This window comes from Agromyces sp. NDB4Y10 (genome assembly GCF_001620055.1).
Taxonomy (GTDB): Bacteria; Actinomycetota; Actinomycetes; order Actinomycetales; family Microbacteriaceae; genus Agromyces; species Agromyces indicus.
Genome location: NZ_LQGY01000037.1, coordinates 1 through 19807, shown reverse-complemented (window position 1 = coordinate 19807; position 19807 = coordinate 1). Strand labels below are relative to the sequence as shown.

The following is a 19807-nucleotide window of genomic DNA, read 5'->3' as shown; positions in this document are numbered from 1 at the left end:
TCGAATCGGAGGGGCGAGTGATGGAGTTCAGAGGCACGGGGATCGGCCAGGGCGTGGCCGTCGGACCGGTCGTGCGCATGGCCGAGCGGCTGCCGGAGCCGGTGGACCGGCCGAGTCACCTCGACCCGGCCCGCGAGGAGGAACGCGCCCGCGCGTCGCTCTCGGTCGTGGCCGGCGAACTGCAGCGCATGGGCGCGCAGGCCGGCGGTGCCGCGCAGGACGTGCTCGAGGCGCAGGCCATGATGGCCGAGGACCCGACGCTCGTGGACGACATCGTGAAGCGACTCGCCGACGGCAAGACCGCCGAGCGCGCCGTGTTCGAGGCGTTCGCGTCGTTCCGCGACATGCTCGCCGCGATGGGCGGCTACATGGGCGAGCGCGCGGCCGACCTCGACGACGTCTCCCAGCGCGTGGTCGCGCACCTGCTCAAGGTGCCCGCTCCCGGCGTGCCGAACCCCGGCCACCCGTTCGTGCTCGTCGCCCGCGACCTCGCGCCCGCCGACACCGCGCTGCTCGACCTCGGGCAGGTGCTGGGGCTCGTCACCATCGACGGCGGCCCGACCTCGCACACCGCGATCCTCGCCCGCGAGAAGTCGATCGTCGCGGTCGTGGGGGCAGCGGATGCCGCGACGCTCGCCGACGGCGACACCGTCATCGTCGACGCTGCGAACGACCTGGTCGTGCAGGACCCGACGCCGGAGCAGATCGCCGAGGCGCGCGAGCGCATCGCCGAGCGCGCGGCCCGCGCCGCCGCGCCCGTCACGCCCGGCGCGCTCGCCGACGGCACGCCCGTGCCGCTGCTCGCGAACCTCGGCTCGGCCGACGGCGCCGAGGAGGCGGCCAGGCTCGGCGCCGAGGGCGTGGGCCTGTTCCGCACGGAGTTCCTCTTCCTCGATGCGAACACCGCGCCGTCGGTCACCGAGCAGCAGGCGCAGTACACGCGCATGCTGAGCGCGTTCCCCGGGCGGAAGGTCGTCGTGCGCGTCCTCGACGCCGGCGCCGACAAGCCCCTGTCGTTCCTCAACGACGCACCCGAGGAGAACCCGGCGCTCGGGCTCCGCGGCATCCGCGCCCTCCGGCACTCCGAGGTCATCCTCCGCGAGCAGCTCACCGCGCTCGCCGCAGCGGATGCCGCGACCGAGGCCGACCTCTGGGTCATGGCGCCGATGATCGCGACCGTCGAGGAGACGCGTTACTTCACGAACCTCTGCCGGGAGCTCGGCATCAAGGTCGCCGGGGTCATGGTCGAGACGCCGTCCGCGGCGCTCATCGCCGACCACATCCTGAAGGTCGCCGACTTCGCGTCGATCGGCACGAACGACCTCACCCAGTACACGATGGCGGCCGACCGGCTGCTCGGCACGGTCGCGAACCTGCAGGATGCGTGGCATCCGGCGGTGCTGCGACTGGTCGCACAGGTCGGCGAGGCGGGCCGGGTCGACGGCCGCCCCGTCGGCATCTGCGGCGAGGCCGCCGCAGACCCGCTCCTCGCCGTGGTCCTCGTCGGCCTCGGCGCCACCAGCCTGTCGATGTCCCCATCGGCACTCGCAGACGTCCGCGCCTCCCTCGCGCGGCACACCCGGGAGGATGCCGAGCGCATCGCCCGGGCCGCCCTGGCCGCTGAGGGAGCGGCCGAGGCGAAGCAGGCGGCCCAGGAGGCCGCCGCCGCATCCGCACCCACTCCCACCGGTACACCCGTGCCGTGACCTGCACTGGAGGCAGCAATGACGACGACGTCAGCTGAGGCGAAGCGACCCGGGGGAGCCCGAGTCCACGTCCAGCGCTTCGGAACGTTCCTCTCCGGCATGATCATGCCGAACATCCCCGCGCTCATCGCGTGGGGCATCTTCACCGCCTTCTTCATCGGGGTCGGCTGGACGCCCAATGCGGACCTCGCCACCATCGTCGGGCCGTTCATCCACTACCTGCTGCCGATCCTGATCGGCTATACGGGCGGCTCGATGGTGTACGGCATCCGCGGCGGCGTGGTGGGCAGCATCGCGACCTTCGGTGCGATCGCCGGCTCCGACCTGCTCATCGCGCAGGTGAACGCGACGCTGCCCGAGGACAACCAGCTCGGGCAGATCCACATGTTCATCGGCGCGATGATCCTCGGCCCGCTCGCGGCCTGGACCATGAAGCGGCTCGACTCGCTCTGGGAGGGCAAGGTCAAGGCGGGCTTCGAGATGCTCGTGAACATGTTCTCGGCCGGCATCTGGGGCTTCGTCATGGCGGTCGTCGGGTTCTACCCGGTGGCCTGGCTGGTGAACGGCATCATGAACGCCCTCTCCGGTGCGGTGAACTGGCTCGTCGAGACGAACCTGCTGCCGCTGACCAGCATCATCATCGAGCCGGCGAAGGTGCTGTTCCTGAACAACGCCATCAACCACGGCGTGCTGACCCCCCTCGGCCTCACGCAGGCCGCGGAGGAGGGCAAGTCGATCCTGTTCCTGCTCGAGGCGAACCCGGGACCGGGCGTCGGCCTGCTCCTGGCGTTCACGTTCTTCGGCATCGGCGCCGCGAAGGCGTCGGCACCGGGCGCCGCGGTGATCCAGTTCTTCGGCGGCATCCACGAGGTGTACTTCCCGTTCGCGCTGATGAAGCCGATCCTGATCCTCGCGCTCATCGCGGGCGGCATGACCGGCGTCACGACCAACATGCTCTTCGACGCGGGCCTGCGCGCCCCGGCGGCGCCGGGCAGCATCTTCGCGGTGATCGCGCAGACGGCGAGCGACAGCTACCTCGGCGTCATCCTGTCGGTCATCCTCTCGGCGACGGTCACGTTCCTCATCTCGGCGGTCATCCTGCGGGCCACGCGCCGCCGCGACCTGCAGGCGATGGCCGTCACGGATGACGCGTTCGGCGCCGCCGTCACGCAGACCGAGGCCGCCAAGGGCAAGAGCTCGGACGCGCTCGCGAACCTGCGCGGCGGTGCGGCGACCCAGGCGGGCGGCGGCGGCGGTCCCGCGACCGGCACGATCCGCGAGATCAGGAACGTCGTCTTCGCCTGCGACGCCGGAATGGGCTCGTCGGCGATGGGCGCGAGCGTCCTGCGCAACAAGATCAAGAAGGCGGGCATCGACGATGTCACGGTCGTCAACAAGGCGATCGCGAACCTCGACACGTCGGCCGACCTCGTGATCACGCAGAACCAGCTGACGGAGCGCGCACGTCACCAGACGCCCGACGCCGTGCACATCTCGGTCGACAACTTCATGAACTCGCCGAAGTACGACGAGGTCGTGGAGATGATCGAGGCCCAGAAGGGTCGGAGCTGACGATCCCGAACGGATGACGCGCCGCCCGGGTCGAGCCCTGCAGGGGTCCGGCCCGGGCGGTCGCGTCATCCGCCACCCGCATCGCCCGCCCGACGAAGACCGAACCACGAGAACCGCGACGAAGAAGGAGCACCCATGAGCGACCAGATCCTGCCCGCCCAGAACGTGCGGATCGTGCCGGGCGGCGCGACCCGCGAGGACGCCATCCGAGCGGCGGGCGCGGTGCTCGTCGATGCGGGCGCGGTGGACGCCGCGTACGTCGACTCGATGCTGGAGCGCGAGGGCTCCGTGTCGACCTACATGGGCAACTGGCTCGCCATTCCGCACGGCACGAACGAGGCCAAGGACCTCATCCGGCGTTCGGCGATGTCGCTGCTCCGCTACGACGAGCCGATCGAGTGGGGCGGCGAGCAGGCGCGCTTCGTCGTCGGCATCGCCGGCCGCGGCGACGAGCACCTCGAGATCCTGTCGAAGATCGCGATCGTCTTCTCCGACGAGGAGGAGGTCGACAAGCTCCTCGCGGCCGGCTCGTCGGATGAGCTCGTCGCGCTCCTCTCCGAGGTGAACGACTCGTGAAGGCCGTCCACTTCGGCGCCGGCAACATCGGTCGCGGGTTCATCGGGCTGCTGCTGCACGACGCCGGGTACGAGGTCGTGTTCGCCGACGTGAACGCCGAGCTCATCGATGCGCTCGCGGCATCCGACGATTACACGGTGCACGAGGTGGGCGAGGGGGCGCGCGACCGGCGCGTCGACCGGTACCGGGCGGTGAACTCCCAGGCGGATGCCGCGGCGCTGGCCGCCGAGCTCGCCGACGCGGACGTGCTGACGACCGCGGTGGGCCCGAACATCCTCCGGTTCATCGCGCCGCACGTGCTGCAGGCGCTGCGCGACCGGGCGCCGGATGCCGCGCCCCTGGCCGTCATGGCGTGCGAGAACGCCATCGACGCCACGAGCCTGCTTCGCGACGAGACGGCGAAGCTCGCCGGACCCGACGAGTGGCTCGCGCTCGAGCGTCGCGCGGTGTTCGCGAACACCGCCGTCGACCGGATCGTCCCGGGCCAGCCGGGGGAGTCGGGCCTCGACGTGACGGTCGAGACGTTCTCGGAGTGGGCGATCGAGCGTCCGCCGTTCGGCGACGCGCCGCCGCCCATCCCGGGCGCGCATTTCGTCGATCGGCTCGGCCCCTACATCGAGCGCAAGCTGTTCACGGTGAACACCGGGCACGCGTCCACGGCGTACTTCGGGTTCCTCGCCGGGCACGAGCGCATCGCCGACGCACTGGCCGACCCGTCGGTCGCCGCGCGCGTGGAGCGCGTGCTCGAGGAGACCTCGGCGCTCATCGTCGCCAAGCACGGCTTCACCGAGGAGGAGCAGGCGCAGTACCGGGCGACCATCCTCGGCCGATTCCGCAACGCGGCGCTGCCCGACACGGTCGAGCGCGTCGGGCGGCAGCCGCTGCGCAAGCTCGGCCGGCGAGAGCGGTTCATCGGACCCGCCGCGGAGCTCGCGGAACGCGGACTGCCCGTGGACGGGCTCCTCGACGCCGTCGAGGCGGCGCTCGGCTTCGACGTGCCGGCCGATCCCGAGAGCGTCGAGCTGCAGCAGCGCGTGCGAACGGATGACGCGGAGACCATCGTGCGCGAGGTGTGCGGCATCGAGCCGGGGCATCCGCTGCACGATCGCCTGGTCGCGGCCGTGACGCGCCGCACCGCAAGCTGACACGCGGCCGACTGGCGAATCGAGCCGGATTCGCCTATAGTTGACCCTTGGTGTTTTGCACGCCCGCTTCGGCATGCCCGATGGGCCCCGTCGAGGTCGTGCATCATCATCGCACGACCGAATACCCAAACTCCAAGCGATAGTGAGGCTATGGCCAAGAAAGACGGCGTCATCGAGATCGAAGGCTCGGTCATCGAGGCACTCCCGAACGCGATGTTCCGGGTTGAGCTGACCAACGGGCACAAGGTGCTCGCCCACATCTCCGGAAAGATGCGCCAGCACTACATCCGCATCCTCCCCGAGGATCGCGTGATCGTGGAGCTGAGCCCGTACGACCTGACCCGCGGCCGCATCGTCTACCGCTACAAGTAAGGACTGTTCGGAAAGTAACGGCCCGCGGCACCCCGCGGGCACGAGGACAGCGAACTAAGGAAACAACGACTGTGAAGGTCAACCCCAGCGTCAAGCGCATCTGCGACAAGTGCAAGGTCATCCGCCGCCACGGGCGCGTCATGGTGATCTGCGAGAACCCGCGCCACAAGCAGCGCCAGGGCTAGTCGCCCGCGCCGACGCGAACTGAATACGGCACTTCCACGAACCTCCCGAGATCTCGGTACGCGACTCCGTCGCTACTCGATCACCGGGAGGGGACACCCTCGGACGGAGGCCGAGGCACCGGAAGTGCTCCACACCTCCGACACATCCAACAGGAGAAGCCACCATGGCACGTCTGGCAGGAGTCGACATCCCGCGCGAGAAGCGCGTGGAGATCGCACTGACCTACATCTACGGCGTCGGCCGCACTCGCGCGCTGCAGACGCTCGCGGAGACCGGCATCGACGGGAACATCCGCGTCAAGGACCTCACCGACGACCAGCTCGTCGCCCTCCGCGACCACATCGAGGGTACCTACAAGGTCGAGGGCGACCTCCGCCGCGAGGTGGCCGCCGACATCCGCCGCAAGGTCGAGATCGGCTCGTACGAGGGCATCCGCCACCGTCGCGGCCTCCCGGTCCGCGGTCAGCGCACCAAGACCAACGCTCGTACCCGCAAGGGCCCGAAGCGCACCGTCGCCGGCAAGAAGAAGCCCGGCCGCAAGTAACCGCTCGCGCCAAGATCTAGGAGATTTCGAACATGGCAGCACCCAAGGCGGCTACTCGCAAGCCGCGCCGCAAGGACAAGAAGAACGTCGCCGTGGGCCAGGCCCACATCAAGTCGACGTTCAACAACACCATCGTGTCGATCACCGACACGAACGGTGCCGTGATCAGCTGGGCCTCCTCGGGCGGCGTCGGCTTCAAGGGCTCGCGCAAGTCGACCCCGTTCGCCGCGCAGCTGGCCGCCGAGTCGGCCGCCCGCCAGGCGCAGGAGCACGGCATGAAGAAGGTCGACGTCTTCGTCAAGGGTCCGGGCTCGGGCCGCGAGACCGCGATCCGCTCGCTCCAGGCCGCGGGCCTCGAGGTCGGCAGCATCAACGACGTGACGCCCCAGGCGCACAACGGATGCCGCCCGCCGAAGCGCCGCCGCGTCTAGCACTCCGTTCCCGGTGATCGAGTAGGCCGCAGGCCGTACCGAGATCGCACGGTCTCGGTACGCGCCCGGCTGCGCCGGGCGCTACTCGACCACCGGGCATCCGTTCTCTCTCACAACTCAAGATCCTCGAACTCGCAGGTGTCATATAGCGGACACCCTGCCGAAAGGAATCACACCGTGCTGATCGCACAGCGTCCGACGCTCACCGAAGAGAACATCTCGGAGTTCCGTTCGCGTTTCGTGATCGAGCCCCTCGAGCCGGGCTTCGGTTACACCCTGGGGAACTCCCTCCGTCGCACCCTCCTCTCCTCGATCCCCGGCGCCGCCGTGACGAGCATCCGCATCGACGGCGTGCTCCACGAGTTCTCGACCGTGCCGGGCGTGAAGGAGGATGTCACCGAGATCATCCTCAACATCAAGAACCTGGTCGTCTCCAGCGAGCACGACGAGCCCATCACCGCCTACCTGCGCAAGCAGGGCGCCGGTGAGGTCACCGCCGCCGACATCTCCGCTCCGGCGGGCGTCGAGGTGCACAACCCCGACCTGGTCATCGCGACGCTCAACGACTCGGCGAAGTTCGAGCTCGAGCTCACGATCGAGCGCGGCCGCGGCTACGTCTCGGCCAGCCAGAACCGCAACGAGTACTCCGAGGCCGGCCAGATCCCGGTCGACTCGATCTACTCGCCGGTCCTGAAGGTCACGTACCGCGTCGAGGCGACGCGTGCGGGTGAGCGCACCGACTTCGACCGCCTCGTGGTCGACGTCGAGTCCAAGCCCGCCATCACGCCTCGCGACGCGATCGCGTCGGCCGGTCGCACGCTCGTCGAGCTGTTCGGCCTCGCCCGCGAGCTGAACACCGCCGCCGAGGGCATCGAGATCGGCCCCGCGCCGGTCGACGCCGTCCTCTCGAGCGAGCTCTCGATCCCGATCGAGGACCTCGACCTGTCGGTGCGTTCGTACAACTGCCTCAAGCGCGAGGGCATCAACACGGTGTCCGAGCTCGTGGCCCTGTCGGAGTCGCAGCTGATGAACATCCGCAACTTCGGCCAGAAGTCGGTCGACGAGGTCAAGGACAAGCTCACCGAGATGGGCCTGTCGCTGAAGGACTCGGTCCCCGGCTTCGACGGCGCCCACTTCTACACGGGCTTCGAGGACGAGAACTAAGCAGGCCCCGGGCCGCACCAACCCCCCAACACTGGAGATACCACCATGCCGAAGCCCACGAAGGGACCCCGCCTCGGAGGCGGACCCGCGCACGAGCGCCTGCTGCTCGCGAACCTCGCCGCCGCGCTGTACACGCACGAGCGCATCACCACCACCGAGACGAAGGCCAAGCGCCTCCGTCCGCTCGCCGAGCGCCTGATCACGTTCGCCAAGCGCGGCGACCTGCACGCGCGCCGTCGCGTGCTCGCCGTGATCGGCGACAAGTCGGTCGTGCACAAGCTGTTCACCGAGATCGCGCCGCAGGTGGCCGACCGCGAGGGCGGCTACACCCGCATCACCAAGATCGGCAACCGCAAGGGCGACAACGCGCCCATGGCCGTCATCGAGCTCGTCCTCGAGCCCGTGACGCCGAAGGCGCGCGCCGCGAAGCCGGCCGCCGCGACCGCTCCCGCCGAGGAGCCCGCCGCCGAGGAGCCCCAGGACGAGGTCGTGACCGAGTCCGAGGCCGCGGTCGACGAGGCCGCCGGTTCCGAGGCGTCGGCGGAGTCCGCCGAGGCTCCGGCCGAGGAGACCGAGGCCGAGGAGGCCGCCGCGAAGTAGCCTTCGCGCTCCCGCTCGACGAGGGGCCCCGGTGCATCCGCACCGGGGCCCCTCGCGCATCTAGGCTGGGTCCGTGAACGAGGCCACCACGACCACGGGCGTCGACGGCGACGCGGATGCCGAGGCATCCGTCGTTCGACTGCGGCTCGACCTCGCCTACGACGGCACGGCCTTCGCCGGCTGGAGCCGCCAGCCCGGCCTCCGCACCGTGCAGGGCACGATCGAGCAGGCGCTCGAGACGCTCTTCCGCCGCGAGGGCGTCGCGCCCCGCCTCGTCGTCGCGGGCCGGACGGACGCCGGGGTGCACGCGACCGGGCAGGTCGCCCACCTCGACGTGGACCGGGCGGCGTTCCGGGCGGTCGCGCGCCCCCGTCGGGGCACGGCGGAGTCGGATCCGCACGCCGATCCCGGCGCGGTGCTCGTGCGTCGTTTGCGCGGCGTCCTGGGGTCGGCCGACGACGACGTCGTCGTGCGGTCGGTGCGACCCGCGCCCGGGGGCTTCGACGCTCGCTTCTCGGCCGTCTGGCGACGGTACGAGTACCGCATCGCCGACGCGGACGCCGAGCACGATCCGCTGCAGCGCCACCGCACGGTCTGGTACCCGAGGGAGCTCGATGTCGAGGCGATGGACGTGGCCGCGCAGACGCTCGTGGGCCTCGGCGACTTCGCTGCCTTCTGCAAGCCGCGCGAGGGCGCGACGACGATCCGCACGCTGCAGTCGTTCCGGTGGCGCCGGGCCGCGGACGGCGTCCTCGTCGCCTCGCTCCAGGCCGACGCGTTCTGCCACTCTATGGTCCGCGCGCTCGTCGGCTCGGGCGTCGCCGTGGGGGAGGGGCGGCTCGGGGTCGAGCAGCCGGGCGAGCTCATGCACGCGCGCACCCGGACGAGCGCGTTCAAGGTGCTCCCGGCCAAGGGGCTCACCCTCACCGAGGTGGGCTACCCGCCCGAGGAGGACCTGGCGGCCCGCGCGGAGCAGACGCGCGCACGTCGGGAATTGCACGTGGACGGCGTCGTCGGCTAAGCTTTCCCTTTGGTGCCGTCGACTGCGTCGGCATCCGATGTTGAGCCCTCCACCGTGGCGTTCTCCTCGCATCGCGAGCGAACTCCCGCCGGAGCGGGATTCACGAACCCCTCACTCGATCAGAAAGCAGCACTACTGTGACGCGCACCTACACCCCGAAGGCGAACGAGATCCAGCGCGACTGGGTCGTCATCGACGCCACCGACATCGTGCTCGGTCGTCTCGCGAGCCACGCCGCGGCGATCCTCCGCGGCAAGCACAAGCCGATCTTCGCGAACCACGTCGACACCGGCGACCACGTGATCATCGTCAACGCCGACAAGGTGGCCCTCACCGGCCAGAAGCTCGAGCAGAAGAAGGCCTACCGCCACTCGGGCTACCCGGGCGGCCTCAAGGCGGTCGGCTACGCCGAGCTGCTCGAGAAGAACCCCGTCCGCGCCGTCGAGAAGGCGATCCGCGGCATGCTCCCGAAGAACTCGCTCGGCCGCCAGCAGCTGAAGAAGCTCAAGGTCTACGCCGGCCCGGAGCACCCGCACGCGGCTCAGCAGCCGAAGCCGTACACCCTCACCCAGGTCGCCCAGTAAGCCCGGCGCCGACGCGAAAAGGATTCAGAGAGACCACCATGGCGAAGATCGCAGACCAGATCGACCAGGCTCCCGAGAGCTACACCACCGAGTCCGCTCCGGCCGCCGAGGCCGCTGCCGCCCGTCCCGTGCTGAACGTCTCGGGCTCGGCCGTCGGCCGCCGCAAGCAGGCCATCGCCCGCGTGCGCGTCGTGCCCGGCGCCGGCACCATCACGGTCAACGGCCGTGAGTTCGCGGACTACTTCCCGAACAAGCTGCACCAGCAGCTCATCACCGACCCCTTCACCGTCCTCGAGCTCTCGGGCTCGTACGACGTGATCGCCCGCATCACCGGCGGCGGCCCCTCGGGCCAGGCCGGCGCCCTGCGCCTCGCGATCGCCCGTGCGCTCAACGAGATCGACCGCGAGAACAACCGTCCCACGCTGAAGAAGTCCGGCTTCCTCACGCGCGACGCCCGCGTCATCGAGCGCAAGAAGGCCGGTCTCAAGAAGGCCCGCAAGGCGCCCCAGTTCTCGAAGCGCTAAGCGCGAGAACGGGTCCCCCGTATGCCTCGGCTCTTCGGAACCGACGGGGTCCGGGGCCTGGCCAACCGTGAACTCACGGCTGACCTGGCCCTGGGCCTCGCCCAGGCGGCTGCCGCAGTCCTCACCCAGGGCCGGCACGCCGATGAACTCCGCGCCGCCGGCCGCCGCCCCGTGGCCGTCGTCGCGCGCGACCCCCGCGTCTCCGGTGAGTTCCTCACCGCCGCCGTCTCCGCCGGACTTGCGAGCTCCGGCGTCGACGTGCTCGATGCGGGCGTCATCCCCACGCCCGCGACGGCGTTCCTCATCGACAGCATCCGCGCCGACTTCGGCGTGATGATCTCGGCGTCGCACAATCCCGCGCCCGACAACGGCATCAAGTTCTTCTCGTTCGGCGGCACCAAGCTCCCCGACGAGGTCGAAGACCGCATCGAGTCCTACCTCGGCCGGCAGAAGCTCGCCCCGACCGGCGACGGCGTCGGCCGCATCCGCCGCTTCGCGGACGCCGAGGACCGCTACGTCGTGCACCTGCTCGCCACGCTGCCGAACCGGCTCGAGGGACTGAAGGTCGTGCTCGACTGCGCCCACGGCGCGGCCGCCGGCGTCTCGCCCGAGACCTTCCGCGACGCGGGCGCCGAGGTCGTCGTCATCGGCGCCGACCCGGACGGCATGAACATCAACGACGGCGTGGGCTCCACCCACCTCGAGCTGCTGCAGCAGGCCGTGCGCGAGCACGGCGCCGACGTGGGCATCGCGCACGACGGCGACGCCGACCGCTGCCTGGCCGTGGACGCCGACGGCAACGTGGTCGACGGCGACCGCATCATGGCGATCCTCGCGGTGTCGATGCAGGAGCGCGGCACGCTCACCGACGACACCCTCGTCGTCACGGTCATGTCGAACCTCGGCCTGAAGCGCGCGATGGCCGAGCGCGGCATCCGCGTCGTCGAGACCAAGGTCGGCGACCGCTACGTGCTCGAGGCCCTCGCCGAGGGCGGGTTCGCGCTCGGCGGCGAGCAGTCGGGTCACGTCATCATGAGCGAGTTCGCGACCACGGGCGACGGCGTGCTCACCGGGCTCCACTTGGTCGCCGAGATGGCCCGCACCGGCAAGTCGCTCGCCGAGCTCGCCTCGATCATGACCGTGTACCCGCAGGTGCTCGTCAACGTGCGCGGCGTCGACCACCACGCGATGGCCGACGACGCCGAGATCGCGTCCGCGGTGCGGGCCGCCGAGGCCGAGCTGGGCGACACCGGCCGGGTGCTCCTCCGCCCCTCGGGCACCGAGCCCATGGTGCGCGTCATGGTCGAGGCCGCCGACCAGCAGGCCGCCGAGGCCCACGCCGAGAAGCTCGCGGCCGTGGTGCGCGAGCGCCTCGCCAACTGACCCGCCGTCCCACGGCGTCGCCGCGGCATCCGCTCGCCCTCGAGGTGACGGATGCCGCGGCATCCGTCACCTGCGCCGGACCGCGCGTCAGAGCTTGCGCAGCAGGACGCTCGAGACCGCGTGGTCACTGCCCTTGCGGAGCACGAGCGACGCGCGCGACCGCGTGGGACGGATGTTCTGGAGCAGGTTCGGCTCGTTGATCGACTGCCAGATCGACCGCGCGCGGGCGCGCGCCTCGTCCTCGCTGAGGCTCGCGAACCGGTGGAAGTACGAGCGCGGGTTCGTGAACGCGCCGCGCTGGAGCTTGAGGAAGCGCTCCTCGTACCAGCGGGCGATGTCGCTCGTGCGCGCATCGACGTAGATGCTGAAGTCGAACAGGTCGCTCACCGCGAGCTTGTGGCCCGGCGAGGCCGGCTGGAGAACGTTGAGCCCCTCGACGATGAGCACGTCCGGTCGCCGCACCGTGACCTGCGCGTCGGGGATGATGTCGTACGCGAGGTGCGAGTAGAACGGCGCACGCACCTCGGGGGCGCCGGCCTTCACCTCGCTGACGAAGCGCAGCAGCGCGCGGCGGTCGTACGACTCGGGGAACCCCTTGCGCTCCATGAGACCGCGACGCTCGAGCTCGGCGTTGGGGAACAGGAAGCCGTCGGTGGTGACCAGCTCGACGCGGGGCGTGTGCTCCCAGCGCGCGAGGAGTTCCCGGAGCAGTCGCGCGATCGTCGACTTGCCCACGGCGACCGAGCCCGCGACGCCGATCACGAACGGGGTCGACGCGAACCGCTCGCGCAGGAACGTGCTGGTGACCTCGTGCAGCGCCTTGGTGCCCCCGACGTAGAGGTTCAGCAGCCGGCTGAGCGGCAGGTAGACCTCGGCCACCTCGACCGGGTCGAGCGGCTCGCCGAGCCCGCGGAGCTGGACGATCTCGGTCTCGCGCAGCGGCGACGGCATCGACGGGGCGAGCGCCGCCCAGTCGGCCCGGCTCAGTTCGATGAACGGGGAGATCTGGGGAGCGTGCGTCGACGGGCTCTGCGGATCCGGCACCGTGACAGTGTAGTCGCGGCCCGAGCGCGGTCGCGGGCCATCGGTCCGGCGCTCAGGAACACGCCGGTAGGATCGTGCGCATGTGTGGAATCGTCGGATACGTCGGAGAGCGCAACAGCCTCGACGTCCTCATGGGTGGCCTGCGCCGCCTCGAATACCGTGGCTACGACTCGGCCGGCGTCGCCGTCGTCGATGACGAGGGCGACCTCGAGTTCGCCAAGCGCGCCGGCAAGCTGCAGGTCCTCGCCGACGAGCTCGGCCGCCACCCGATCCACCGCGGTGGCACCGGCATCGGGCACACCCGCTGGGCGACCCACGGCGGCCCGACCGACCGCAACGCCCACCCGCACCTGGCTGACGACGACAAGCTCGCGCTCATCCACAACGGCATCATCGAGAACTTCTCCGAGCTGAAGGAGGAGCTCCTCGCCGACGGCGCGGAGTTCCTCAGCGAGACCGACACCGAGGTGGCCGCGGTCCTCCTCGGCCGGGAGTACCGCGCCACGGGCGACCTGCGCGAGGCCTTCCGTCGCACCGTCCGCCGCCTCGAGGGTGCCTTCACGCTCCTCGCGGTCCACAAGGACGAGCCCGGCGTGGTCGTCGGCGCCCGCCGCAACTCGCCGCTGGTCATCGGCCTCGGCGATGGCGAGAACTTCCTCGGCTCGGACGTCGCGGCCTTCGTCGAGTTCACCAAGCGCGCCGTCGCGATCGGCCAGGACCAGATCGTCGCGATCACCGCGGGCGAGGTCACCGTGACCGACTTCGACGGCAACGCGGTCGAGGTCGAGCCGTTCGACGTCGCGTGGGACGCCTCCGCGGCCGAGAAGGGCGGCTGGTCCTCGTTCATGGCGAAGGAGGTCGCCGAGCAGCCCGACGCCGTGGCGAACACCATCCGCGGTCGCATCGTCGACGGCGTGGTCTCGATCCCCGAACTCGACCAGCTCGGCGACGACGCGCTCCGGTCCATCCGGCGCATCACCGTCGTGGCGTGCGGCACCGCCGCCTACGCGGGCATGGTCTCGAAGTACGCCATCGAGCAGTGGGCACGGATCCCGGTCGAGGTCGAGCTGAGCCACGAGTTCCGCTACCGCGAGCCGGTCATCGACGACGGCACGCTCGTCGTCTCGATCAGCCAGTCGGGCGAGACGATGGACACGCTCATGGCCGTCAAGTACGCCCGCGAGCAGGGCGCGAAGGCCATCTCGGTCTGCAACACCCAGGGCGCGACCATCCCGCGCGAGTCCGACGCGGCGGTCTACACGCACGCCGGCCCCGAGGTCGCGGTCGCGTCGACCAAGGCCTTCGTGGCGCAGATCACGGCCCTCTACCTGTTCGGCCTCCACCTCGCGCGCGTGCGCGGCACCCTCTCGGAGGAGGAGCTCGCGGCGCAGGTCGCCGAGCTGCAGGCGATCCCCGAGAAGATCACGACCGTCCTCGAGCAGGGCGAGCGCGTGGGCGAGCTCGCGCACTGGATGAGCGACACCCGCTCGGTGCTCTTCCTCGGCCGCCACGTGGGCTACCCGATCGCGCTCGAGGGCGCGCTGAAGCTCAAGGAGCTCGCGTACATCCACGCCGAGGGCTTCGCCGCGGGCGAGCTCAAGCACGGCCCGATCGCCCTGATCGAGCCGGGCCAGCCGGTGTTCGTGGTCGTCCCGAGCCCGCGCGGCTCGGCGACCCTCCACCCGAAGGTCGTCTCGAACATCCAGGAGATCCGCGCCCGCGGCGCTCGCGTCATCGCGATCGCCGAGGCGGGCGACGCCGCGGTGCTCCCGTTCGCCGACGAGGTCATCCGCATCCCGCTCGCCGGACCGCTGTTCGAGCCGCTGCTGGCCGTCGTGCCGCTGCAGATCTTCGCGATGGAGCTCTCGCAGGCGAAGGGCCTCGACGTCGACCAGCCGCGCAACCTGGCGAAGTCCGTCACGGTCGAGTGACCGCTCCGTCGCGGGCGCCGGTCATCGGCGCCCGCGACGGCACGGGTACGGCAGACTCGGAAACGTGGAGTCGAGGAGGATCGCGTGATCGCGGGCATCGGCATCGACGTGGTCGACATCGCGCGCTTCGAGCGCTCGCTCGAGCGCACCCCGGCCCTGCGCGACCGGTTGTTCGCTGAGAGCGAACGCAACCGGCCCGCGCGGTCGCTCGCCGCCCGCTTCGCCGCCAAGGAGGCGCTGATCAAGGCGCTCGGGGGGCACGCCGTCATCCGCTGGCACGACATGCGCATCGTGAACGACGCCGACGGCAATCCCGACTTCGCGCTGTCCGGCGCGCTCTCCCGACACGTCGCCGACCTCGGCATCGACCGGGTGCACCTCTCCATGAGCCACGACGCCGGCATCGCGAGCGCCTTCGTGGTGCTCGAGCGAGCCGAGACCCGAGGAACCACGCCGTGACCGACCGATCCCTGCCCGGCCCCTTCCGCGAGGCGGTCATCGACCTCGATGCCGTCCGCCGCAACCTCCGCACCATCGGCGAGCGGGTGGCCCCGGCCGCCGTCATGGCGGTCGTCAAGGCCGACGCGTACGGTCACGGCGCCGTGCCGGTCGCCCGCGCCGCGCTCGAGGGGGGCGCCGGATGGCTCGGCGTGGCCGACCTCCACGAGGCGCTCGCGCTCCGCGAGGCGGGCATCGACGCGCCCGTCCTCGCATGGCTGCACGACCCCGACGCCCGGTTCGCCGACGCGATCGAGCGCGACGTCGACCTCGGCGTCTCGTCCGTCGCCCAGCTCGAGGCGATGGCGGATGCCGCGGCATCCGTCGACCGCACGGCGAACGTGCACCTCAAGCTCGACACCGGCCTCAGCCGCAACGGCATCGCCCCCGAGGACTGGCCGGCCGCCGTCGAACGCGCCGCGGAGCTCGAGGCCGCCGGACGCATCCACGTGCGGGGGATCTTCAGCCACCTCGCGAACACCTCGCCGGACACCGACGCCGAGCAGCTCGCCGCCTTCCTCCGCGGCGTCGACGAGGCGCGCCGGGCGGGCCTCCGCCCCGAACTGCGGCACCTCGCGTCCACGGCCGCGGCCCTGCGGTTCCCCGAGGCCCGGCTCGACCTGGTCCGCATCGGCATCGGACTCTACGGCGTCCCCCCGTTCGGCGACGGCACGACCGCGGCCGACCTCGGCCTGACGCCCGTCATGACCCTGCGCGGCCGCGTCGCCGCGGTGCGGCGGGTCGACCCCGGCACGGGGGTCTCGTACAACCACGTCTGGCGCGCGGAGCGCGAGACCACGCTCGCGCTCGTGCCGCTCGGCTACGCGGACGGCGTGCCGCGGCAGGCGTCGGGTCGGGCCGAGGTCCTCATCGGCGGACGCCGCCATCCCGTGGTGGGCCGCATCGCGATGGACCAGTTCCTGGTGGACGTGGGCGACGACGAGGTGGCCGTGGGCGACGAGGTGGTGCTCGTCGGCGACCCGCAGGCGGGAGCGCCCTCCGCCGACGACTGGGGCGCCGCCGCCGACACCATCGGCTACGAGATCGTCACGCGCATCGGGCCGCGAGTTCCGCGCACCCACGTGGAGGACGCATGAGCACCCGCATCGTGCCCGACGCCGACGCGATGGAGGAGCTCGGCCGCGAACTCGGCCGGCAGCTGCGTGCGGGCGACCTCGTCGTGCTCACCGGACCCCTGGGCGCCGGCAAGACCACGCTGACGCGCGGCATCGGCGACGGACTCGGGGTCCGCGGTCCGGTGCAGAGTCCGACCTTCGTGCTCGCCCGCACGCACCCCAGCCTCGTCGGCGGGGCGCCGCTCGTGCACGTCGACGCCTACCGCCTGTCCGGGGCGGCCGAGCTCGAGGACCTCGACCTCGACTTCGACCACGCGGCGGTCGTCGTCGAGTGGGGCGCGGGCCTGCTCGACGGGGTCAGCGACTCGTGGCTCGAGGTGGTGATCGCCCGACGGCGGGGCGGCGTCGCGACCGACGGAGACGACGCGGAGCACGCGTCGGACGCGGAGGAGGACCTCGAGTCCGACGAGCCCCGCACCGTCGAGCTCGTCGGGCACGGGCCGCGCTGGGCGGACACGCCGTACGCCACGGCGGTTCGGCTCGAGGCCGGACCCGGCTCCGCGCGCGACGCCGCGAACTAGGCTGGAAGCCATGCTCCTCGCGATCGACACGTCCACGGGCACGAGCGTCGCCGTGGTCGACCGGGAGGCCGGCGTCCTCGCCGAGGCGGGCACGGCCGACACCATGCGGCACGCCGAGGTCGTCGGCGGGTTCATCCGCGACGCCCTGGCGGCCGCGGGCGTCCGGCCCGCCGACCTCTCCGCCGTCGCGGCGGGCATGGGGCCCGGTCCCTTCACCGGCCTGCGCGTCGGCATCGCCGCCGCCCACGCCTTCGCCCTCGGCGCCAACCGGCCGTTCGTCCCGGTGGTGAGCCACGACGCGATCGCCTTCGCCTGGTACGTCGACGGCGGCACCGGGAGGCTGCAGGTCGTCACCGATGCTCGACGGCGCGAGTCCGCCGTGTCCGAGTACGACGGACTCGACGCCGACGGCCTGCCCGTGCGCAGCGGCGGTCCGCGCCTCGCTCCGCGGGACGCGGTGCCCGAGGCCGGCGGCATGCGCCTCGACGCCGACCGCGTATCGGCCGGCGCGCTCGGACTGCTCGCCGAGCTCGCTTACGCCACCGGGCGCCTGCCGCTCGCCGACGACGAGCCGCTCTACCTCCGCGCACCCGACGTGACCGTGTCGGCCGGCCCGAAGCGGGTGCTCGGATGAGCCTCATGCTGCGGCACGCGCGTCCCGACGACCTCGACGCCGTCATGGCGCTCGAGCGCGCGACGTTCGCCTCCGACGCCTGGCCGGAGTCGGCGATGCGCTCGGAGCTGTCGGCGCAGCACACCCACTACCTCGTGGCGATCGACGACCGGGACCCCGAGGCGATCCTCGCCTATGCCGGGCTCCTCGCCCCGCGGGGCTCCGGCCAGGGCGACATCCAGACCATCGCCGTCGACCCGTCGCGTCGCGGTGCCGGGCTCGGGCGCGCCCTGATGCACGCGCTCATCGACGAGGCGCGACGCCGCGGCGTCACCGAGCTCTTCCTCGAGGTGCGGGCCGACAATCCGGTCGCTCGCGGCCTGTACGAGTCGCTGGGCTTCGTCGAGATCGACGTGCGCCGCGGCTACTACCAGCCCGACGGCGTCGACGCGGTCGTCATGCGACTGGCGGTGCCGCCGGCGGTCGCCCGCCCCGCGTCATCCGTCGCCATCGTCGACGACGCACGCGACCCGGCCCCGACGCCCACCACGCAGACCCCCGCAGGAGACGCCCCGTGAACCGCGACGCCCCGCTCGTGCTCGGCATCGAGACCTCGTGCGACGAGACCGGCGTCGGCATCGTCCGAGGCACCGAGCTCCTCGCCAACGCGATCGCCTCGTCGATGGAGGAGCACGCGCGCTACGGCGGCGTGGTGCCCGAGGTCGCCGCACGCGCGCATCTCGAGGCCCTCGGCCCGACCATCCGGGCGGCCCTCGACGAGGCGTCCGTCGACCTCGCCGACCTCGATGCGGTCGCCGTGACGAACGGGCCCGGGCTCGCCGGGGCGCTGATGGTCGGGGTGGGGGCGGCGAAGGCGCTCGCGCTCTCGCTCGAGAAGCCGGTCTACGCCGTGAACCACCTCGTGGGCCATGTCGGCGCCGATCTCATCGGCGACCGCCCGCTCGAGACGCCGAGCGTGGCCCTGCTCGTGTCGGGCGGGCACACGTCGCTGCTGCTCGTGCGCGACCTCGACTCCGACGTCGAGCTGCTCGGCGAGACCATCGACGACGCGGCGGGCGAGGCGTTCGACAAGGTCGCCCGGCTGCTCGGGCTGCCCTACCCGGGCGGGCCCGAGATCGACCGTGCCGCCGTGGGCGGCGATCCCGACGCGATCCGCTTCCCGCGCGGACTCACGCGGCCGAAGGACCTCGAGCGCCACCGCTACGACTTCTCGTTCTCCGGCCTGAAGACCGCGGTCGCCCGCTGGGTCGAGCAGCGCGAAGCGGCCGGCGAGCCCGTGCCGCTCGCCGACGTCGCCGCGAGCTTCCGCGAGGCCGTCGTCGACGTGCTCGTGTCGAAGGCGATCGCCGCGTGCACCGACCTCGGCGTGCCGCGGCTGCTCCTCGGCGGCGGCGTCGTCGCCAACCGGCGACTGCGCGAGGTGGCCGAGCAGCGAGCGGATGCCGCGGGCGTGGCCCTGCGCATCCCGCCGCTGTCGCTGTGCACCGACAACGGCGCCATGATCGCGGCGCTGGGCGCGCGGCTCATCATGGCCGGGCACGAGCCGTCGGGGCTCGACTTCGGTGCCGACTCGACCCTCCCCGTCACCGACATCCAGGGCTGAACGCGAATGGGGAGTCCTCCCCGATGCGCGGCGCCCGAGCGGGGCGCTACTGTGGCGTGTGCGCCCCCATGACGGGGTGCGTCGACCCGCGTCGCCGGTCGTTGACATCACCCGGTGGCGCTGCCAGCATGGCCGGGTCCAGGCAACCACACGAGGAGTCCAGCATGACCGACCCCAACGAGCCCAACCGCTCCGACGTCCCGCCGCCCCCGCCCGCACCCGCGCCCGCCTACGGCAGCGCGCCCTCGTACGGTTCGGGTACGGAGTCCTACGGCGCCCCGGCGTCGCAGAAGACCAACGTCCTCGCGATCGTCTCGCTGGTGTCGTCGTTCTTCATCCCGCTCGTCGGCATCATCACGGGCCACATCGCGCTCAGCCAGATCAAGAAGACGGGCGAGCAGGGCCGCGGCCTCGCGATCGCCGGCCTGATCATCGGGTACGTCCTCCTGGTGGTCGGCATCATCATCGCGATCGTCTGGTTCGCCATCCTCGGCGCCGCCATCAGCAGCGGCAACGTCACCACCTACTGATCGAAGGAAGTACGAGAGGGGCTCGACATGAGCGATCCCAGGCAGCCCGACGAGCCGGCAGAGCCGCTCACGCCGTCCGAGCCGTCGGTCCCGGCCGAGCCG

At 71.6% G+C, this 19807-nt stretch carries 23 protein-coding genes; 22 read left to right on the top strand and 1 reads right to left on the bottom strand.

Annotation, left to right across the window (positions count from 1 at the left end; all coding sequences use genetic code 11):
- The first annotated feature begins 20 nt into the window (after positions 1-20).
- From ptsP to glmM, 14 genes are all read left to right on the top strand, one after another.
- Positions 21-1706, top strand: a complete 1686-nt coding sequence (ptsP, locus tag AVP42_RS09850; protein ID WP_082847153.1) for a phosphoenolpyruvate--protein phosphotransferase — start codon at positions 21-23, stop codon at positions 1704-1706.
- Positions 1707-1724: 18 nt separating this feature from the next.
- Positions 1725-3278: a PTS mannitol transporter subunit IICB gene (locus AVP42_RS09845; RefSeq protein WP_067948545.1), complete on the top strand. Its 1554-nt coding sequence runs from the start codon at positions 1725-1727 to the stop codon at positions 3276-3278.
- 135 nt (positions 3279-3413) lie between these two features.
- Positions 3414-3854 carry a PTS sugar transporter subunit IIA gene (locus tag AVP42_RS16895; protein ID WP_067948543.1) on the top strand — a complete coding sequence of 147 codons (441 nt, stop codon included), beginning with the start codon at positions 3414-3416 and terminating at the stop codon, positions 3852-3854.
- Positions 3851-4999 carry a mannitol-1-phosphate 5-dehydrogenase gene (locus tag AVP42_RS09835; RefSeq protein WP_067948541.1) on the top strand — a complete coding sequence of 383 codons (1149 nt, stop codon included), beginning with the start codon at positions 3851-3853 and terminating at the stop codon, positions 4997-4999. The genes AVP42_RS16895 and AVP42_RS09835 overlap by 4 nt, the downstream gene beginning before the upstream one ends.
- Positions 5000-5149: 150 nt before the next feature.
- Positions 5150-5371, top strand: a complete 222-nt coding sequence (gene infA / locus AVP42_RS09830) for a translation initiation factor IF-1 (protein ID WP_011186713.1) — start codon at positions 5150-5152, stop codon at positions 5369-5371.
- A gap of 71 nt (positions 5372-5442) precedes the next feature.
- Complete coding sequence (rpmJ, locus tag AVP42_RS09825) at positions 5443-5556, top strand: 50S ribosomal protein L36 (protein ID WP_056734976.1); 114 nt, start codon at positions 5443-5445, stop codon at positions 5554-5556.
- A 164-nt stretch (positions 5557-5720) separates the two neighbouring features.
- The gene (gene rpsM / locus AVP42_RS09820) at positions 5721-6101 is read left to right on the top strand and encodes a 30S ribosomal protein S13 (protein ID WP_067948538.1); all 381 of its coding nucleotides are present in this window, start codon (positions 5721-5723) and stop codon (positions 6099-6101) included.
- A 32-nt stretch (positions 6102-6133) separates the two neighbouring features.
- Positions 6134-6532, top strand: coding sequence for a 30S ribosomal protein S11 (gene rpsK, locus AVP42_RS09815; RefSeq protein ID WP_067948536.1), 399 nt, complete (start codon positions 6134-6136; stop codon positions 6530-6532).
- 177 nt (positions 6533-6709) lie between these two features.
- Positions 6710-7696 (top strand): DNA-directed RNA polymerase subunit alpha, encoded by a 987-nt coding sequence (locus AVP42_RS09810; RefSeq protein ID WP_067948534.1) that lies wholly within the window; start codon positions 6710-6712, stop codon positions 7694-7696.
- 45 nt (positions 7697-7741) lie between these two features.
- Positions 7742-8296 carry a 50S ribosomal protein L17 gene (rplQ, locus tag AVP42_RS09805; RefSeq protein WP_067948532.1) on the top strand — a complete coding sequence of 185 codons (555 nt, stop codon included), beginning with the start codon at positions 7742-7744 and terminating at the stop codon, positions 8294-8296.
- Positions 8297-8369: 73 nt separating this feature from the next.
- Complete coding sequence (locus AVP42_RS09800; protein ID WP_082847152.1) at positions 8370-9317, top strand: tRNA pseudouridine(38-40) synthase TruA; 948 nt, start codon at positions 8370-8372, stop codon at positions 9315-9317.
- Between the two features lie 137 nt (positions 9318-9454).
- The gene (gene rplM / locus AVP42_RS09795; RefSeq protein WP_067948530.1) at positions 9455-9901 is read left to right on the top strand and encodes a 50S ribosomal protein L13; all 447 of its coding nucleotides are present in this window, start codon (positions 9455-9457) and stop codon (positions 9899-9901) included.
- Positions 9902-9939: 38 nt separating this feature from the next.
- A complete protein-coding gene (rpsI, locus tag AVP42_RS09790) occupies positions 9940-10425 on the top strand; it encodes a 30S ribosomal protein S9 (protein WP_067948528.1) in 486 nt (161 codons plus the stop codon).
- Between the two features lie 21 nt (positions 10426-10446).
- Positions 10447-11808, top strand: a complete 1362-nt coding sequence (glmM, locus tag AVP42_RS09785; protein WP_067948525.1) for a phosphoglucosamine mutase — start codon at positions 10447-10449, stop codon at positions 11806-11808.
- Positions 11809-11895: 87 nt separating this feature from the next.
- On the opposite strand, the gene coaA is transcribed toward glmM, so the two are convergent.
- Positions 11896-12852, bottom strand: coding sequence for a type I pantothenate kinase (gene coaA / locus AVP42_RS09780; protein ID WP_067948523.1), 957 nt, complete (start codon positions 12850-12852; stop codon positions 11896-11898).
- Positions 12853-12932: 80 nt separating this feature from the next.
- On the opposite strand from coaA, the gene glmS reads away from it, so the two are divergent.
- From glmS to AVP42_RS09740, 8 genes are all read left to right on the top strand, one after another.
- Positions 12933-14783, top strand: a complete 1851-nt coding sequence (glmS, locus tag AVP42_RS09775) for a glutamine--fructose-6-phosphate transaminase (isomerizing) (protein WP_067948521.1) — start codon at positions 12933-12935, stop codon at positions 14781-14783.
- 84 nt (positions 14784-14867) lie between these two features.
- Positions 14868-15242, top strand: a complete 375-nt coding sequence (locus AVP42_RS09770; protein ID WP_067948519.1) for a holo-ACP synthase — start codon at positions 14868-14870, stop codon at positions 15240-15242.
- Positions 15239-16378, top strand: a complete 1140-nt coding sequence (gene alr, locus AVP42_RS09765) for an alanine racemase (protein ID WP_067948517.1) — start codon at positions 15239-15241, stop codon at positions 16376-16378. The genes AVP42_RS09770 and alr overlap by 4 nt, the downstream gene beginning before the upstream one ends.
- On the top strand, positions 16375-16938 hold the full coding sequence (gene tsaE, locus AVP42_RS09760) for a tRNA (adenosine(37)-N6)-threonylcarbamoyltransferase complex ATPase subunit type 1 TsaE (RefSeq protein ID WP_082847151.1): 564 nt from the start codon (positions 16375-16377) through the stop codon (positions 16936-16938). The genes alr and tsaE overlap by 4 nt, the downstream gene beginning before the upstream one ends.
- 10 nt (positions 16939-16948) lie before the next feature.
- The gene (tsaB, locus tag AVP42_RS09755) at positions 16949-17572 is read left to right on the top strand and encodes a tRNA (adenosine(37)-N6)-threonylcarbamoyltransferase complex dimerization subunit type 1 TsaB (RefSeq protein ID WP_067948515.1); all 624 of its coding nucleotides are present in this window, start codon (positions 16949-16951) and stop codon (positions 17570-17572) included.
- Positions 17569-18129 carry a ribosomal protein S18-alanine N-acetyltransferase gene (gene rimI / locus AVP42_RS09750; protein WP_082847150.1) on the top strand — a complete coding sequence of 187 codons (561 nt, stop codon included), beginning with the start codon at positions 17569-17571 and terminating at the stop codon, positions 18127-18129. The genes tsaB and rimI overlap by 4 nt, the downstream gene beginning before the upstream one ends.
- Complete coding sequence (gene tsaD, locus AVP42_RS09745; RefSeq protein WP_067948513.1) at positions 18126-19175, top strand: tRNA (adenosine(37)-N6)-threonylcarbamoyltransferase complex transferase subunit TsaD; 1050 nt, start codon at positions 18126-18128, stop codon at positions 19173-19175. Before rimI ends, tsaD begins: the two co-directional genes overlap by 4 nt.
- 164 nt (positions 19176-19339) lie before the next feature.
- Entirely contained in the window at positions 19340-19705 is a 366-nt protein-coding gene (locus AVP42_RS09740) for a DUF4190 domain-containing protein (RefSeq protein WP_067948511.1), read from the top strand.
- Positions 19706-19807: the final 102 nt, after the last annotated feature.